Origin of the sequence: Klebsiella sp. TF21-TM (assembly GCF_019753495.1) — a bacterium.
In the GTDB taxonomy this organism is placed as follows: domain Bacteria; phylum Pseudomonadota; class Gammaproteobacteria; order Enterobacterales; family Enterobacteriaceae; genus Klebsiella; species Klebsiella quasipneumoniae.
Genome location: NZ_JAIJYL010000002.1, coordinates 239,183 through 254,108 on the forward strand (window position 1 = coordinate 239,183; position 14,926 = coordinate 254,108).

The window sequence follows — 14,926 nt, forward strand, 5'->3', positions numbered from 1 at the left end:
AGTCAGAAAATGTCGATCGCTAAACAGGATGAAGAACGTTATCGGGTAATTTGTTTTTTCCAGCAACGACGGCGGAAATGAAATTAACAGACGATCACGAAAGCGGGCGTAATACGCTGTTTTTTGTCGTGCGTTAAACATAAAATGTTAGCGCACGACATTTTGTCGATGAGGAGAAACTATGCCGCGTCGTACCGCAACCCTGGAGGATGTCGCCCGCGCGGCGGGCGTCTCCCAACAGACGGTCTCCCGGGTTCTGAACCGTCCGGAAGTGGTGTCAGCCCGCACCCGCGAGCAGGTGATCCGCGCGATGCAGACGCTGCACTACGTGCCTAACCGCTCGGCGCAGCTGCTCGCCGGCAAAGCGGCTCCCTCCATTGGGCTGATTACCGCCTCGCTGACCCTGCATGCCCCCTCGCAGATCGCCGCCGCAGTAAAGAGCCATGCCAGCCTGCACCAGCTGGAGGTGGCGATAGCGATGCCAGCGCAGGCCGACTTCGCCGCGCTGCAGGCCCGGCTGGACGAACTGCGCGCCCAGCATATTCGCGGGGTGATCGTCAGCCTGCCGCTGGAGAGCGCTACCGCCGAGCGGCTGGTTAAAGAGAACCCGGATATGGCCTGCCTGTTTCTTGACGTCTCCCCGGAGGCCGATGTCTGCTGCGTGCGCTTCGACCATCGCGACGGCTGCGGAGCCTGCGTGCGCCATCTTTGGGAGCTCGGGCATCGCGAATTTGGCCTGCTGGCGGGGCCGGAAAGTTCGGTTTCCGCCCGTCTGCGTCTCGCCAGCTGGCGCGAGGCGCTGCACAGCCTGAACATCGCCCGTTCCACCACGGTGTTCGGTGACTGGAGCGCCGCCAGCGGCTGGCAGAAAACCTTCGAACTGCTGCACCTCCAGCCGCGGATCAGCGCCATTGTGGTGGCCAACGATCAGATGGCGCTCGGGGTACTCAGCGCGCTGGCCCAGCTCAATCGCAGCGGCAGCCAGGCGGTATCGGTGACCGGCTATGACGACACCGCCGACAGTCTCTACTTTCAGCCGCCGCTCACCACGGTGGCGCAGGACTTTGATCTGCTGGGCAAACGAGCCGTGGAGCGGCTGATTGCTCTGATGGCGGCCCCGCAGATGCGGATCCGCGAGCTGCTGCCGACCCGGCTCATCGTGCGCCAGTCGGCGTGGCCGCTCGCCGCCGCGGAGGACCGGCAGCAGACCCTGGCGCAGCTGAAAGCGTTGGTGGAGAGGCTTTAGCCGCATGCCGTTGAGGATTTATTGAGGTTGACCATGCTAACCTCGGGATCAAACGTAGAGAGGTCAGGATCCTCTGCCTGCGAAAAATGCAAAATACAATCTATCCATGCAAGCATTGATTTACCGCCAGTCACATGGCGGTTTTTTTTTTGCCTCACCCCCGTTTTCCGCGTTCTTTCGTTGGTTTTTTCGCCTGGCATCCCCGGCGGCGGCATGCTACATCTTTCTTCCGGGATAGATGCCGAACACGGCGGGAGACAAGGTCATGATGGTGATTGAGGGCAAAGAGGCGATGGCGCGGGTAGACTGGCGGCGGGTGCGGACCATCGTCGCCGAGGCCGGGCTGAATGAACGTGATGTTCAGCAACTGGAGCAGGCGTTTCGCCAGAGCACCTTCTGCTGGTTTGGCTATGAGGACGGTCAGCTGATTGCCGTGGCGCGCGCCATCAGCGACTGCACCTGGAGCAGCTACTTGTCGGATGTGGCGATCGTCCCCGACCGACAGGGGCAGGGTTACGGACAACAGCTGATGCAGGCGGTCCGGGAGCAGCTGCTGCCCTTTGGCAAAATTTTTATCTATGCGGTGGCCGATAAAATCGCGTTCTATCAGCGTTTTGGTTTTGCCATGCTGACCACCGGGATGGTCTGCGCTGGCGAGGAGGGCATGCGCAAAATGCACGAGCAGGGCTATATCCGCCAGCCCTGAGCGCGGATGCCGGGCAACGCCTGGCTTAAGCTGCAAACCAGGCGCAGGCTCCGTCAGAGGGGCCTTTCAAGCACAAACAGATACGCTTCCCGCGACCAGAACAGGGCGGTACGGCGGCGCTCCACCGACATGGTTTTTACCTCCCAGCCCTCGCGGGTATAGCTGCTGAGAAACTGGCTCATTTTGTCAGGGTCGGCTTTGGCTTCGCCAAAAAACAGGCTGCCCAGCAGGCCCTCTTTATAGATCACTACCCGACACTCTTTCTTCATCATCGACCATCCTGGCGACCGGTTTACTGTGGCCGTCTATTGTCCGTGGCTGCGAGGATTTTGCAATCGGAGAAGTAGCAAACTGTTTACGGTACTGCAGCGGGCTTAGCGCGAAGCGCAGGCGAAAATGGTGGCGCAGGGTGCCAGCGCTGGCAAATCCGCAGCGCTCAGCGATTTGGTCGATGCCCATCGTGCTCTCCGTCAGGTGCTGACGGGCGCGCAGCAGACGCTCCTCCAGCAGCCAGCGGGCGGGGGTTTTACCAGTGGCCTCTTCAAAGCGGCGCAAAAAGGTGCGCGTCCCCATGCCGGCGCGCTGCGCGAGGGAGGAGACGGTGTGGCTGGCGGCGAGATGCTGGTGCAGATAATCAAACAGCTGGCCAAGGCGCAGACTCTCCCGGCTGCGGGCCACCGGACGCAGGACCTGCTGCGCCTGACCGCCATCGCGATGGGGAGAGACCACCAGGCGGCGAGCGACCACATTCGCTGCCTCGCTGCCGAAATCCTCGCGCACCAGATGCAGACAGAGGTCGATCCCCGCCGCGCTGCCGGCGGACGTCATCAGCAAATCATCGCCCACGTAAAGGACATCCTCCACCACCTGGATCTGCGGAAAACGGGACTGCAGCGCCGCGGTGTAGCGCCAGTGGGTTGTCGCCTGGCGGCCATTGAGCAGCCCGGCGGCGGCGAGAACGAACACTCCGGAACAGATGGAGATTATTCGGCATCCGCGGGCGTGAGCGGCGGCCAGGGCGGCGCACAGCGCTTCGGGGACCGGGGCGTCGATGCCGCGCCAGCCCGGGACCACGATAGTCTGCGCCTGGGCGAGAAGCTCAGGGCCGCCGTCGGTCATCAGGCGGACCCCGCCGGTGGCTCTTAAAGGCCCTTCATCGACGGCGGCGACGGCGAACTGGTACCAACGCTCGCCCATTTCCGGGCGCGGGAGGCCGAAGATCTCCACGGCCACGCCAAACTCAAACGTGCACAGGCCATCGTAGGCGAGGGCCACCACGCGGTGAGGTGACGGTGTCACCGAAGAGGTTGTCAGGATGTTAGCGTTTTCTGTCATGGTTGCCGGCAGATAAGGGTGATGGGCGTCAGTAAAGTAGTGTTATCACAGACAAGGAGAAGACGCCATGAGTGTAGTAAGCCAATTTACCCCCGCCACCTCCGCCGAGGCTATCCGCTGGTTCCGCCATAAGCTGCATCTCGAGACCGACTGCGCCGATGTGCACAGCGCGCAGCGTGCCGGCGAGGTCGACTTTGTCCTGCTGCACGTGGTCGGCAGCGAGGAGGCCTTCGCCAGGCGTCACCTGCCCGGCGCGCTGCATCTTCCGCACAGCCAGATCAGCGCCGAGAGAATGGCGGCCTGGCCGGCGGAGACCCTGTTTGTGGTCTATTGCGCCGGGCCGCACTGCAACGGTGCCGACGTTGCCGCGCTGAAGCTGGCCGAACTGGGGCGGCCGGTGAAAATGATGCTCGGCGGGATCACCGGCTGGGAAGATGAAGGTTATGCGTTTGTCGCCGGTAAGTGAATATATTTCATGTACCATGAAATATTCTCGTTTGCGGCCCGTCGACCTGCATGCCAGTATCTGGACATATAGCCATCCAGAAGTCTAAAAATTCAAATAATGAACTATCACGGTGGGCAACTAACGCGCCCACCGCTAAGGAGACAGCATGCAACGTCAACAGGCCCCGTTCCGCGCAGACATCGTCGGCAGTTTTTTGCGTCCGGACAGTATCAAACAGGCGCGTCAGCAGCTGGCGGAGGGGCTGATCGACGCCGGTCAGCTGCGCGAAATTGAGAATAACGCTATCCGTCATCTGGTCCAGCAGCAGTGCGACTGCGGCCTGCACGTGGTCACCGACGGCGAGTTTCGTCGCGCATGGTGGCATTTCGATTTCTTCGACGGCCTGCAGGGCGTTGAGCGTTACGATGCCGAGCAGGGGATCCAGTTCAGCGGCGTGCAGACCAAAGCCCACGGCGTGCGCGTTACCGGCAAGCTGGCGTTCGGCGACCACCCGATGCTGGAGGATTTCCGCTATCTGAAAAGCATCAGCGGCGACGCGCAGCCGAAGATGACCATTCCCAGCCCGAGCGTGCTGCACTTCCGCGGCGGTCGGAAAGATATTGATGCCACCGTTTACCCGGATCTCAGCGACTACTTCGACGACCTGGCCACCACCTGGCGCGACGCGATCCGCGCCTTTTATGACGCCGGCTGTCGCTATCTGCAGCTGGACGATACCGTCTGGGCCTATCTGTGCTCCGATGCCCAGCGTCAGCAGGTGCGCGAGCGCGGCGACGATCCGGATGCGCTGGCGCGCATTTATGCCCGGGTGCTGAACCAGGCGCTGGAGGGCAAACCGGCCGATCTGACGGTGGGCCTCCACGTCTGCCGGGGTAATTTCCGCTCAACCTGGATCTCGGAGGGCGGTTACGAGCCGGTGGCCGAGGTGCTGTTTGGCGGCGTCAATGTCGATGCCTTCTTCCTCGAATATGACAACGACCGCTCCGGGGATTTCGCGCCGCTGCGCTTTATTCGTCCCGGCCATCAGCAGGTGGTCCTCGGGTTGATCACCACCAAAAACGGCGAGCTGGAGAACCCGCAGGGGGTCAAAGCGCGTCTCGCCGAGGCGGCGCAGTATGTTCCGCTTGAGCAGATCTGCCTGAGTCCGCAGTGCGGTTTCGCCTCCACGGAAGAGGGTAACGCCCTCAGCGAAGACCAGCAGTGGCAAAAAGTTCGCCTGGTGACCGCCATCGCCGCCGACGTCTGGTAATGCCTTTCTTAGCGCAGCGTTGCACCGTGATGAGGCAACGCTGCCATCTCCTTCGTCTGCGCCCTCCGCCTGCGCCGCATCCCGCTGTTCTCACAACCTGGCACCGTTTTTGCCTTATCACCTCTGGTTAGCTGTTAATTCTTTATTTTTGCGCTACTCAGGAGTGAATCATGCAACGAAGAACGTTATTAAAAGCTTTTGCACTCTCCGCCTCTGTAATGGCTATGGGTCTCTCATTCCAGGCCTATGCCGCCGACACCATTAAAGTCGGGATTATGCATTCGCTCTCCGGGACGATGGCGATTTCCGAAACGCCGCTGAAGGACGTCGCCCTGATGGCCATCGACGACATCAACGCCAAAGGCGGGGTGCTGGGCAAGAAGCTGGAGCCGGTAGTGGTCGACCCGGCCTCCAACTGGCCGCTGTTCGCCGAGAAGGCGCGCCAGCTGCTGGCCCAGGACAAGGTGGCGGTGGTGTTCGGCTGCTGGACCTCGGTCTCGCGTAAATCGGTGCTACCGGTGTTTGAGGAGCTGAACGGCCTGCTGTTCTACCCGGTACAGTACGAAGGGGAAGAGATGTCCCCCAACGTCTTCTATACCGGCGCGGCGCCTAACCAGCAGGCCATCCCGGCGGTGGAATACCTGCTGAGCGAGGACGGCGGCGGCGCCAAACGCTTCTTCCTGCTGGGAACCGACTACGTCTATCCGCGCACCACCAACAAGATCCTTCGCGCCTTCCTGCATGCCAAAGGGATCCAGGACAAAGATATCGAAGAAGTCTACACCCCGTTCGGCTATAGCGATTACCAGACCATCGTCGCCAATATCAAAAAATTCTCCGCCGGTGGCAAAACGGCGGTGGTCTCCACCATCAACGGCGATTCCAACGTGCCTTTCTACAAAGAGCTGGCTAACCAGGGTCTGAAAGCGACCGACGTGCCGGTGGTGGCCTTCTCGGTGGGGGAAGAGGAGCTGCGCGGCATCGATACCAAACCGCTGGTCGGCAACCTCGCGGCATGGAACTACTTTGAGTCGGTCGATAACCCGACCAATAAAGCCTTTGTCGCCGACTATCGCGCTTACGCCAAAGCGCACAAGCTGCCGAATGCCGATACGGTGGTGACCAACGACCCGATGGAGGCGACCTGGGTGGGTCTGCATATGTGGGCGCAGGCGGTGACCAAAGCCGGCACCACCGACGTGGACAAAGTGCGCGACGCCATGGCCGGGCAAACCTTTAAAGCGCCGTCCGGTTTTACCCTGACGATGGATGCCACCAACCACCATCTGCATAAGCCGGTGATGATCGGTGAAATCGAAGGCAACGGCCAGTTCAATGTGGTCTGGCAGACCGATGAGCCCGTCCGCGCGCAGCCGTGGAGCCCGTGGATCCCCGGTAATGATAAGAAACCTGACCATCCGGTGAAAACCGTCAGCCAGTAAGCGCCAGGGCCGACGGGGCGGGAGCGTCGCGCCCGTCGGCCGCTGACCAGAGGAGAACGACATGAACGCATTGCGTCTCATGAGTGCGTTGGCGCTGCTGCTGAGCTTGCTGCCATGGCGGGCGCAGGCTGCGGAGGCGGATGATTTCGTCGCCGCCAGCCGCAGCCAGCAGGCGCAGCTGTTGACCCAGTGGGCGGCAGCGCCGCAGGCGGATCGCCTGCCGTTGCTGCGGGCGTTAACCAGCGAGAGCCTGGTGATGGACGACGGAAAACATGCCTTCCGCGCCCGACAGGGCGGCTTACAACCGCTGGGCGCCGCCGCCGCGCCGCAGGGCGACACCCGGCCGGTCCGTCTGACCAACCGCCTGCGCAATCTGGCTGCCGGCGCGCTGGCCAGCCATCTTATTTTAAGTGACAACGTCACAGAGCGAACGTCCGCGGCGCGCACCCTGCAGCGGGAAGCGACCCCGGCCATGGCCGCTCTGCTGCAGCAGCGGCTGAAGGCGGAAAGCGATGATAATGTGCGGGGCCTGCTGGAGGTGGCGCTGGCGCGCCTGCAGTTGACTCAGCCTGAGGCCAGCGCGCGGCTGGCCGCGGTGACGCTGCTCGGCCATTCCGCGGACCCGGAAACCCAGGCGCTGCTGATCCCCTTTACCGATGCCCAGCATGAGCCGGATGCGGCGGTGCGCGAGGCGGCCAGCGACAGCCTGCAAAAGATCAAACATCGTCTGCTGCTCGGCGATCTGCTGGGTCAGGCCTTTATGGGGCTGTCGCTGGGCTCGGTGCTGCTGCTGGCCGCGCTGGGGCTGGCGATCACCTACGGCCTGCTGGGGGTGATTAACATGGCCCATGGCGAGATGCTGATGATCGGCGCCTACAGCTGCTGGCTGGTACAGCAGGTCCTGGCGCAGCTCGCGCCGCAGTGGCTGGCCTTTTATCCGCTGGTCGCGCTGCCGGTGGCCTTCCTGGTCACCGCCGGGATCGGCATGGCGCTCGAGCGCACCATTATTCGTCATCTGTATGGTCGGCCGCTGGAGACGCTGCTCGCCACCTGGGGGATCAGCCTGATGCTTATTCAGCTGGTGCGGATGCTGTTCGGCGCGCAGAACGTGGAGGTGGCGAACCCCGCCTGGCTCTCCGGCGGCGTGCAGGTCCTGCCGAACCTGATCCTGCCGTGGAACCGGCTGGCGGTGCTGGCGTTCGTCCTGCTGGTGCTGTGCTTCACCTGGCTCATCCTGAACCGCACCCGCCTCGGAATGAACGTCCGCGCCGTGACGCAGAACCGGGCGATGGCCGCCTGCTGCGGCGTGCCTACCGGGCGGGTGGATATGCTGGCCTTTGGTCTCGGATCCGGTATTGCCGGGCTGGGCGGCGTGGCGCTGTCGCAGCTTGGCAACGTCGGCCCGGAGCTGGGTCAGGGCTATATCATCGACTCGTTCCTGGTGGTGGTCCTGGGCGGCGTCGGCCAGCTGGCCGGCAGCGTGGCGGCAGCCTTTGGGCTGGGCATTTTCAACAAAATTCTTGAACCTCAGATGGGCGCGGTGCTGGGCAAGATCCTGATCCTGGTGATGATTATTCTGTTTATTCAGAAACGCCCGCAGGGCCTGTTCGCGTTGAAAGGGAGGGTGATTGACTGATGAGCCAACCCATTACCTTAACGCTGGCGCAGCGCGCGCCGCGGCCTCTGCGCTGGCTGGGGGTCCTGTTAGTGCTGGGGCTGCTGAGCATGCCATTCCTGGCGCTGCTGCCGGCCTCCCATCCGCTGGCGGTGCCGAGCTGGCTGCTGACTCTGAGCGGCAAAATCCTCTGCTACGCCATCGTGGCGGTGGCGCTGGATCTGGTCTGGGGCTACGCGGGTATGCTATCCCTTGGCCACGGGATTTTCTTTGCCCTCGGCGGGTACGCCATGGGCATGTACCTGATGCGCCAGGCGGCGGGGGACGGTCTGCCGGCGTTCATGTCTTTTCTCTCCTGGGACGAGCTGCCCTGGTTCTGGTGGGGCACGCAGCATTTCGCCTGGGCGATGGCGCTGGTGGTGCTGGTTCCCGGCCTGCTGGCGCTGGTTTTCGGCTGGTTCGCCTTCCGCTCGAAGATCAAAGGGGTCTATTTCTCGATCATGACCCAGGCCTTGACCTATGCCGGTATGCTGCTGTTCTTTCGCAACGAGACCGGGTTTGGCGGTAACAACGGCTTCACCGGATTTACCACGCTGCTGGGCTTTCCGGTCACCGCCACCGGCACCCGGGCGGCGCTGTTTATGGCCACGGTCCTGCTGCTGTTGCTGACCCTGTGGCTGGGCTCGGCGCTGGCGCAGAGTAAGTTTGGCCGCATCCTCACCGCAGTGCGGGATGCCGAGAATCGCCTGATGTTCTGCGGGTACGACCCGCGCGGCTTCAAGCTGCTGGTGTGGACGCTGTCGGCGGTGCTCTGCGGCCTGGCGGGGGCGTTATACGTCCCGCAGGTGGGGATCATCAACCCCAGCGAAATGTCGCCGACCAACTCCATCGAGGCCGCCATCTGGGTGGCGCTCGGCGGGCGCGGCACCCTGATCGGCCCGGTGCTTGGCGCCGGGCTGGTCAATGGCGCGAAAAGCATTTTCACCGTGGCGATGCCGGAGTACTGGCAGCTGTTTCTTGGCCTCATCTTCATTATCGTGACCCTGTTTCTACCCCGCGGGGTGATGGGTCTGCTGCGTCGAGGAGACCGCTAATGCAACCGGATGAAGGACTGTTTACCCGCCAGCTGCCCGGAGATCGCTTCCGTGCGCAAACCGACCCGGTACTGCAGCTGGAGAACATTAACGTCAGCTTTGACGGTTTCCGGGCGCTGACGGATCTGTCGCTGGCGATAGGCGTCGGCGAGCTGCGCTGCGTGATCGGCCCCAACGGCGCGGGCAAGACCACCCTGATGGACGTGATCACCGGCAAAACCCGGCCGCAGAGCGGCAAAGCGATCTATGACCAGTCGGTGGATCTGACCACTCTCGACCCGGTAGCCATCGCCCGCCAGGGTATCGGGCGCAAGTTTCAAAAGCCGACGGTCTTCGAAGCGCTGACGGTGGCGGAAAATCTCGCCCTGGCGATGAAGGGGGATAAATCGGTGTGGGCCAGCCTGCGCGCCCGGCTGAGCAGCGAACAGGACGATCGGCTGAATGAGGTGCTGCGCCTGCTACGCCTCGACGGCGAACGCTACCGCCAGGCGGGTCTGCTGTCCCATGGCCAGAAACAGTTTCTTGAGATCGGCATGCTGCTGGTGCAGGAACCGCATCTGCTGCTGCTTGATGAGCCAGCGGCCGGCATGACCGATGCGGAAACCGAATATACCGCGGAGCTGTTTCGCACGCTGGCCGGACAGCACTCCCTGATGGTGGTGGAGCACGACATGGGGTTTGTCGAGACCATCGCCGACCGGGTGACGGTCCTGCATCAGGGCCAGGTGCTGGCGGAGGGGTCGCTGCGGGAGGTGCAGGCCAATGAGCAGGTCATTGAAGTTTATCTGGGACGTTAAGGAGCGCCAATGTTACAGGTGAGTCAGTTACATCAGTACTACGGCGGGAGCCACATCTTGCGCGGGGTGGATTTTACCGCCCGTCAGGGCGAGGTCACCTGCCTGCTGGGGCGCAACGGCGTCGGTAAGACCACGTTGCTGAAATGTCTGATGGGGCTTATTCCGGCGCGCAGCGGCGAGGTGCGCTGGCAGGATCAGAACATCACCCACCGTAAACCGCACCAGCGGGTGCAGGCCGGGGTGGCCTACGTCCCCCAGGGACGCGAGATTTTTCCTCGCCTGACGGTGGAAGAAAATCTGCTGATGGGGCTGTCGCGCTTTCCCGCCCGCGAGGCGCAGCAGGTGCCGGAGGAGATTTACCAGCTTTTCCCGGTGCTCAAGACCATGAAGCAGCGGCGGGGCGGTGACTTATCCGGCGGTCAGCAGCAGCAGCTGGCGATCGGCCGCGCGCTGGCCAGCCGTCCGCAGCTGCTGATCCTCGATGAGCCCACCGAGGGGATCCAGCCCTCGGTCATCAAAGAGATTGGCGAGGTGATCCGTCAACTGGCGAGCCGCGGGGATATGGCCATTCTGCTGGTGGAGCAATTCTATGACTTTGCCGCCGGGCTGGCGGACCACTACCTGGTGATGTCGCGCGGCGCCATCGTCCAGCAGGGAAAGGGCGGAGATATGGAAACCGACGGCGTGCGCGCCCTGGTGACTATCTGATCGGGCCGGCGGCGCGCCCCGCCGGTTTCCATGCTATTTACGCAGCAGCCGCTGCAGGCGCGCCTGGCGCCAGTTTTTGATCCATTCGCCAAAGACGAACAGACGTAATCCTCTCACCACCAGCAGAGCGCCCCAGATCAGGGCGACCCAGCCGGACCAGTAGTCCTGCGGGTTCGTGTACCGGTTGAGCACCGCCAGCAGCACGCAGACCACCAGCGCCACCGACAGCGAACGAAAAAAGCGACTCTCCTGCTGCACCCGCGCTTTCGCTTCCTCTATACGCAGATCCAGCGAAGCTTGCGGACCCGGCGCGCCCTCCCGCGAGGCTTCGCCGCCGATCTCGGCCACCGTCACCTCAAAGACCGCGGCGAGGGCGCTGAGGGTCTCCAGCCCCGGGCGTTCGCCATTCTCAATGCGCTGGATCGTGCGGACGCTGAGCCCCGCCATTTCGGCCAGCTGTTCCTGGGACCAGGCGCGCTGCAGCCGTAATTGTTTGACCTGATTGATGCTGTTCATATTCATATGCTCCATGACGTTCTGCGGATGTAAACCTGTGATGGAGTATGGAAAAGCGGGCCGTCAGCCACCACGACAGCGACCCGACAACGGCCCGACAGCAACCTGACAGCCGCATGTCAGCTGGCGTCAGGCCCTGGCCAGCGGAGAATCCGGCTGCCAGGGACGGGCATTCATCCCCCGGAAAATCATCAGCCAGGCGGCGACAATGGCCGCGATAAGAATGACAAACAGCGACCAGTGCGGCAGATGGGTGAGGATCAACCCGGTGAACATCGGGTTGAAGGCCGCGCCCAGCCATCCCAGCGACTGAGCGGAGAAGTAGCTGGCCTTCATTCCCGGCGGGGCGATATGGTCAATCAGCATATACTCGCCGGGGGCATAAATCACCTCGCCAAGGGTGAAGATCGCCGCCGAGATCCCCCACGCCCACAGGCTGGCGCCGGAGAACATAAAGCCCACGAGGCCGATCACAAAGCAGACGGTACCGAAGGTCATCAGCGGGCGGATATTTCTCGCGCTCAGCCGCCGGCCAACGGCGTACTGCAGGGCGACGACCACCGCGGCGTTAACCGGCAGCACCACGGCCACGACTTTCTCGGCGAAGTCGCTGCTGGCGACCACCAGCACGTACTGCGAGATACAGGAGGCAAAGGCGCCACCGACGAAGGAGGCCAGCAGCCCGGAACAGGTAAACCACAGCAGCGCGCGGTCGCGCAGCAGCACCGAAGGCGTCCAGGCGGCAGCTCCCGGCTGGGCGGCGGCGGCCCCATCCCGCTGGAGAAATAGCTGAATAAACACCAGCGGGAAGGCGGCGCAGGCCGCCGCCAGCCAGAAGGGCAGATTGATGCTGTGCATCACCAGCAGCGTGCCGATAGGCGGCCCGACGGTCCAGCCGATGTTGAGGATGGTGTAGTTCAGCGAGAAGATGCGCGCTTTTTTCTCCGCCGTCAGCCGGTCGGCGAACCAGGCTTTCAGTACGGTGGAAAAGACCGAATAGGCGCAGTTGATCAGCGCAAAGAAGATCACCACCAGGGTCGCGTTATGGACCAGCGGTATCGCGCTGAAACCGAGGATAAATACCAGCACTGACCACACCATATAGCGCTTTTTGTCGAACTTGTCCGCGAGGATGCCAAAGCCCATGCTGAACAGCACGCCGACCACCAGGGCCAGCGACAGGGCGTAGCCGATCACATCCACCTCCAGCTGATAGCGTCGGGTGAGGTAGATGGTCATAAACGGTAGTGTGGCCCCGCGGCCGATAGTCAACAGTAACGACGATGCCAGCAGCGCGATGGTGGAGCGCCGGAGTGTGGTGATCATGATTTCCTTGCCTGTCATGTTGTTATAATTTTATGTCTTCGATCACAAATAACACGGTCATCACGCCTTGTACAGGTCGCCCCGGTCGCGATCGGCACTTCTGAACCTGCCAAAAATAATGATCTATCCTGGCGGCCGCTTTTTCGCTACTTTGATTTTGTTCACAAAATTCTAATAACGACAGAGGCAGGGGTATGACGAGGAAAGATGGACTGCTGACGCTGCTGGTAGTGGTGGTGTGGGGGCTTAACTTCGTGGTGATTAAGCTGGGATTGCACAATATGCCGCCGCTGATGCTGGCGGGCCTGCGCTTTATGCTGGTGGCCTTTCCGGCGCTGCTGTTTGTCGCCCGGCCAGCTATTCCGCTGCGCCTGCTGTTGGGCTATGGCCTGACCATCAGCTTTGGCCAGTTTGCCTTTCTGTTCTGCGCTATCGGCCTGGGCATGCCGGCGGGGCTGGCGTCGCTGGTTCTGCAGGCGCAAGCCTTCTTTACCATCATTCTCGGCGCCTTCGTCTTTGGCGAACGCTTGCAGGGCAAGCAGCTGGCGGGGATCGCCCTGGCGATCTTCGGCGTGTTGGTGCTGGTGGAGGGGAGCCTCGGTGGGGAACATGTCCCGCTGGTGGGCTTTATGCTGACCCTGGCAGCGGCGCTCAGCTGGGCCTGCGGCAATATTTTTAACAAAAAAATCATGTCCCAGGCGACCCGGCCGCCGATCATGTCGCTGGTGGTGTGGAGCGCATTGATCCCGGTGCTGCCGTTTATGCTCGCCTCGTGGCTGATCGATGGCCCGCAGCTGATGCTGGCGAGTCTGCGCCAGATCGATGTGCTGACGGTTCTCTCGCTGCTTTACCTGGCGTTTATCGCCACTATCGTCGGATACGGTATCTGGGGCTCGCTGCTGGGGCGGTATGAAACCTGGCGGGTGGCGCCGCTGTCGCTGCTGGTGCCGGTGGTGGGGATGGCCAGCGCCGCGCTGCTGCTGGGAGAGACGCTGAGCGGACTGCAGCTCGCCGGGGCGGCGCTGATCATGGCCGGGCTCTATATCAACGTTTTCGGTCTGCGTCTGGTGCGGCCGGGCATGGCGCGCGGGTAAAAAAAAGCCCCGGAGACGGGGCTATACACAAGTATGCGTGTAATGGCATCACAGGTCGTGCTGCTGGTAGTACGGCACGCCAAGTTCGTCAGATTTATCATTGCCGGCCGCCATATGATTGAAATCAAACGGCGAGTCGTTATGTTCCGAAGGGATAATCATTGTGTCACGCTGGTTTTGCCGCACCGGCGTGGTGGTTTGCTCCGCATAGCTGAAGCTGGATGCCAGCGACAGAACGACGATGGCTGCGGCAGCGAATAGTTTCATGATTTCCTCAATACGTCTTTAATAATGCAGGCGATTAACAACAGTTATTTAGCGGATGCAGATAGCGGGATTCGCCAGGTACATTCGTTATGCGATATTTGTGGGGCGGAACATCGAAATAGTTTTTAAACGTTCGCGTCAGGGTCTGCTGCGATTCGAAACCGTAGCGTTCCGCCAGGTACAGGATTGGCTCATTGCTCTGCTTGAGCTTTTGCGCAATCTCCGTCAGCTTACGGCTGCGGATGTACTGGCCGAGGGAATGGCCGGTCTCTTTCTTAAACATACGTTGCAGGTGCCACTTGGAGTAACCTGAGCGCTCAGACACTTTTTCCAGCGACAGGGGCGATTCCAGGTTATCCTCGATCCACGACAAAATACTATGGATAGTGATGGCGTCATTATTACGTCTGGACATCATCTTACCTCTTCTTATTTTTACGGCAGGACCTTCTTGAGGAGTTGCTCAAGCATGGCGACTTCGTCCGCCGACAGATTTTTTGTTAACTCCTGGTGTAACTTCTGACCCACAACCTGATGACACTGCTCGCAAAGGGCTGCGCCGTCTGGCGTCAACTGCACCAGCACGCCACGCTTGTCAGCGGGGTTGGGTAACCGTTCAATCCAGCCTTTACACGCCAGGCGGTCGAGCATACGCGTCATCGCGCCCGGGTCGACGGAAAGCACGGTTTTCAGCTCAACGGGGGTAATACATACCTCGCAACGAATGGAACAGAGCACCCGGAACTGGGTCGCGGTAATATCCATGGGTGAGAGGTAGTCGTTGAGCAGGCGATCTTTTTTCTGGTTAACCATCTGGATCAAGCGGCCCAGCGGGATCATCTCGTTGAACAGGTCGCTGGTACTTTTCATGATGGTTGCCCAGGCAATGATTTAGTTGCGAGTGATACTATTGCCCAGGCAATCATAAGTCAACATTATGAATTGGCCGATGCCACGATTTGCTAAAACAAGAAAATTCGACACGGGTCACTGTTTGTGAATTTTCTAACGCTTGTTAATTTTTGGCGAAGGTGATTTATCAGCAGGCTGGCGTTGGAATTG

General features: G+C 61.4%; 17 protein-coding genes. 10 read left to right on the top strand and 7 right to left on the bottom strand.

From position 1 onward, the window contains the following. Positions 1 to 181: 181 nt before the first annotated feature. Positions 182 to 1,246, top strand: coding sequence for a LacI family DNA-binding transcriptional regulator (locus K5R89_RS03045; protein ID WP_044522878.1), 1,065 nt, complete (start codon positions 182 to 184; stop codon positions 1,244 to 1,246). Positions 1,247 to 1,511: 265 nt separating this feature from the next. Beyond that, positions 1,512 to 1,952 carry a GNAT family N-acetyltransferase gene (locus tag K5R89_RS03050; protein ID WP_048297467.1) on the top strand — a complete coding sequence of 147 codons (441 nt, stop codon included), beginning with the start codon at positions 1,512 to 1,514 and terminating at the stop codon, positions 1,950 to 1,952. Between the two features lie 53 nt (positions 1,953 to 2,005). On the opposite strand, the gene K5R89_RS03055 is transcribed toward K5R89_RS03050, so the two are convergent. Both K5R89_RS03055 and ftrA read right to left on the bottom strand, forming a co-directional pair. After that, the gene (locus tag K5R89_RS03055; RefSeq protein ID WP_004205985.1) at positions 2,006 to 2,221 is read right to left on the bottom strand and encodes a DUF4177 domain-containing protein; all 216 of its coding nucleotides are present in this window, start codon (positions 2,219 to 2,221) and stop codon (positions 2,006 to 2,008) included. Further along, positions 2,190 to 3,287 (bottom strand): transcriptional regulator FtrA, encoded by a 1,098-nt coding sequence (ftrA, locus tag K5R89_RS03060; RefSeq protein WP_217259167.1) that lies wholly within the window; start codon positions 3,285 to 3,287, stop codon positions 2,190 to 2,192. Before ftrA ends, K5R89_RS03055 begins: the two co-directional genes overlap by 32 nt. Before the next feature lie 67 nt (positions 3,288 to 3,354). On the opposite strand from ftrA, the gene K5R89_RS03065 reads away from it, so the two are divergent. From K5R89_RS03065 to urtE, 7 genes are all read left to right on the top strand, one after another. After that, on the top strand, positions 3,355 to 3,753 hold the full coding sequence (locus K5R89_RS03065) for a rhodanese-like domain-containing protein (protein ID WP_023289613.1): 399 nt from the start codon (positions 3,355 to 3,357) through the stop codon (positions 3,751 to 3,753). Between the two features lie 148 nt (positions 3,754 to 3,901). Then, entirely contained in the window at positions 3,902 to 5,005 is a 1,104-nt protein-coding gene (locus tag K5R89_RS03070) for a cobalamin-independent methionine synthase II family protein (RefSeq protein ID WP_217259166.1), read from the top strand. A gap of 170 nt (positions 5,006 to 5,175) precedes the next feature. Beyond that, positions 5,176 to 6,447, top strand: a complete 1,272-nt coding sequence (gene urtA / locus K5R89_RS03075) for an urea ABC transporter substrate-binding protein (protein WP_004205981.1) — start codon at positions 5,176 to 5,178, stop codon at positions 6,445 to 6,447. Between the two features lie 61 nt (positions 6,448 to 6,508). Next, entirely contained in the window at positions 6,509 to 8,083 is a 1,575-nt protein-coding gene (urtB, locus tag K5R89_RS03080; RefSeq protein ID WP_217259165.1) for an urea ABC transporter permease subunit UrtB, read from the top strand. Next, a complete protein-coding gene (urtC, locus tag K5R89_RS03085) occupies positions 8,083 to 9,156 on the top strand; it encodes an urea ABC transporter permease subunit UrtC (protein ID WP_217259164.1) in 1,074 nt (357 codons plus the stop codon). Before urtB ends, urtC begins: the two co-directional genes overlap by 1 nt. Then, a complete protein-coding gene (gene urtD / locus K5R89_RS03090) occupies positions 9,156 to 9,953 on the top strand; it encodes an urea ABC transporter ATP-binding protein UrtD (RefSeq protein WP_023289616.1) in 798 nt (265 codons plus the stop codon). The genes urtC and urtD overlap by 1 nt, the downstream gene beginning before the upstream one ends. A 9-nt stretch (positions 9,954 to 9,962) precedes the next feature. After that, positions 9,963 to 10,661, top strand: coding sequence for an urea ABC transporter ATP-binding subunit UrtE (urtE, locus tag K5R89_RS03095; protein ID WP_023289617.1), 699 nt, complete (start codon positions 9,963 to 9,965; stop codon positions 10,659 to 10,661). Positions 10,662 to 10,694: 33 nt separating this feature from the next. Here urtE and K5R89_RS03100 read toward each other — a convergent pair whose 3' ends face one another. Together K5R89_RS03100 and ydeE are read right to left on the bottom strand one after the other, a co-directional pair. Next, the gene (locus K5R89_RS03100) at positions 10,695 to 11,177 is read right to left on the bottom strand and encodes a helix-turn-helix domain-containing protein (protein WP_064157637.1); all 483 of its coding nucleotides are present in this window, start codon (positions 11,175 to 11,177) and stop codon (positions 10,695 to 10,697) included. A 129-nt stretch (positions 11,178 to 11,306) separates the two neighbouring features. Beyond that, entirely contained in the window at positions 11,307 to 12,503 is a 1,197-nt protein-coding gene (gene ydeE / locus K5R89_RS03105) for an efflux MFS transporter YdeE (protein WP_023289619.1), read from the bottom strand. A gap of 194 nt (positions 12,504 to 12,697) precedes the next feature. Here ydeE and eamA point away from each other — a divergent pair, with 194 nt between their 5' ends. Continuing rightward, positions 12,698 to 13,597 carry an O-acetylserine/cysteine exporter gene (gene eamA, locus K5R89_RS03110; protein ID WP_217259163.1) on the top strand — a complete coding sequence of 300 codons (900 nt, stop codon included), beginning with the start codon at positions 12,698 to 12,700 and terminating at the stop codon, positions 13,595 to 13,597. Between the two features lie 48 nt (positions 13,598 to 13,645). Here the strand turns inward: eamA and marB are convergent, their stop codons facing one another. The 3 genes from marB to marR are packed head-to-tail and all read right to left on the bottom strand — an operon-like array spanning position 13,646 to position 14,734. Next, a complete protein-coding gene (marB, locus tag K5R89_RS03115; protein ID WP_048297476.1) occupies positions 13,646 to 13,864 on the bottom strand; it encodes a multiple antibiotic resistance protein MarB in 219 nt (72 codons plus the stop codon). A 34-nt stretch (positions 13,865 to 13,898) separates the two neighbouring features. Continuing rightward, positions 13,899 to 14,279, bottom strand: a complete 381-nt coding sequence (gene marA, locus K5R89_RS03120; RefSeq protein ID WP_004205971.1) for an MDR efflux pump AcrAB transcriptional activator MarA — start codon at positions 14,277 to 14,279, stop codon at positions 13,899 to 13,901. A 20-nt stretch (positions 14,280 to 14,299) separates the two neighbouring features. Then, positions 14,300 to 14,734 (bottom strand): multiple antibiotic resistance transcriptional regulator MarR, encoded by a 435-nt coding sequence (gene marR, locus K5R89_RS03125; RefSeq protein WP_004143563.1) that lies wholly within the window; start codon positions 14,732 to 14,734, stop codon positions 14,300 to 14,302. Positions 14,735 to 14,926 lie beyond the last annotated feature (192 nt).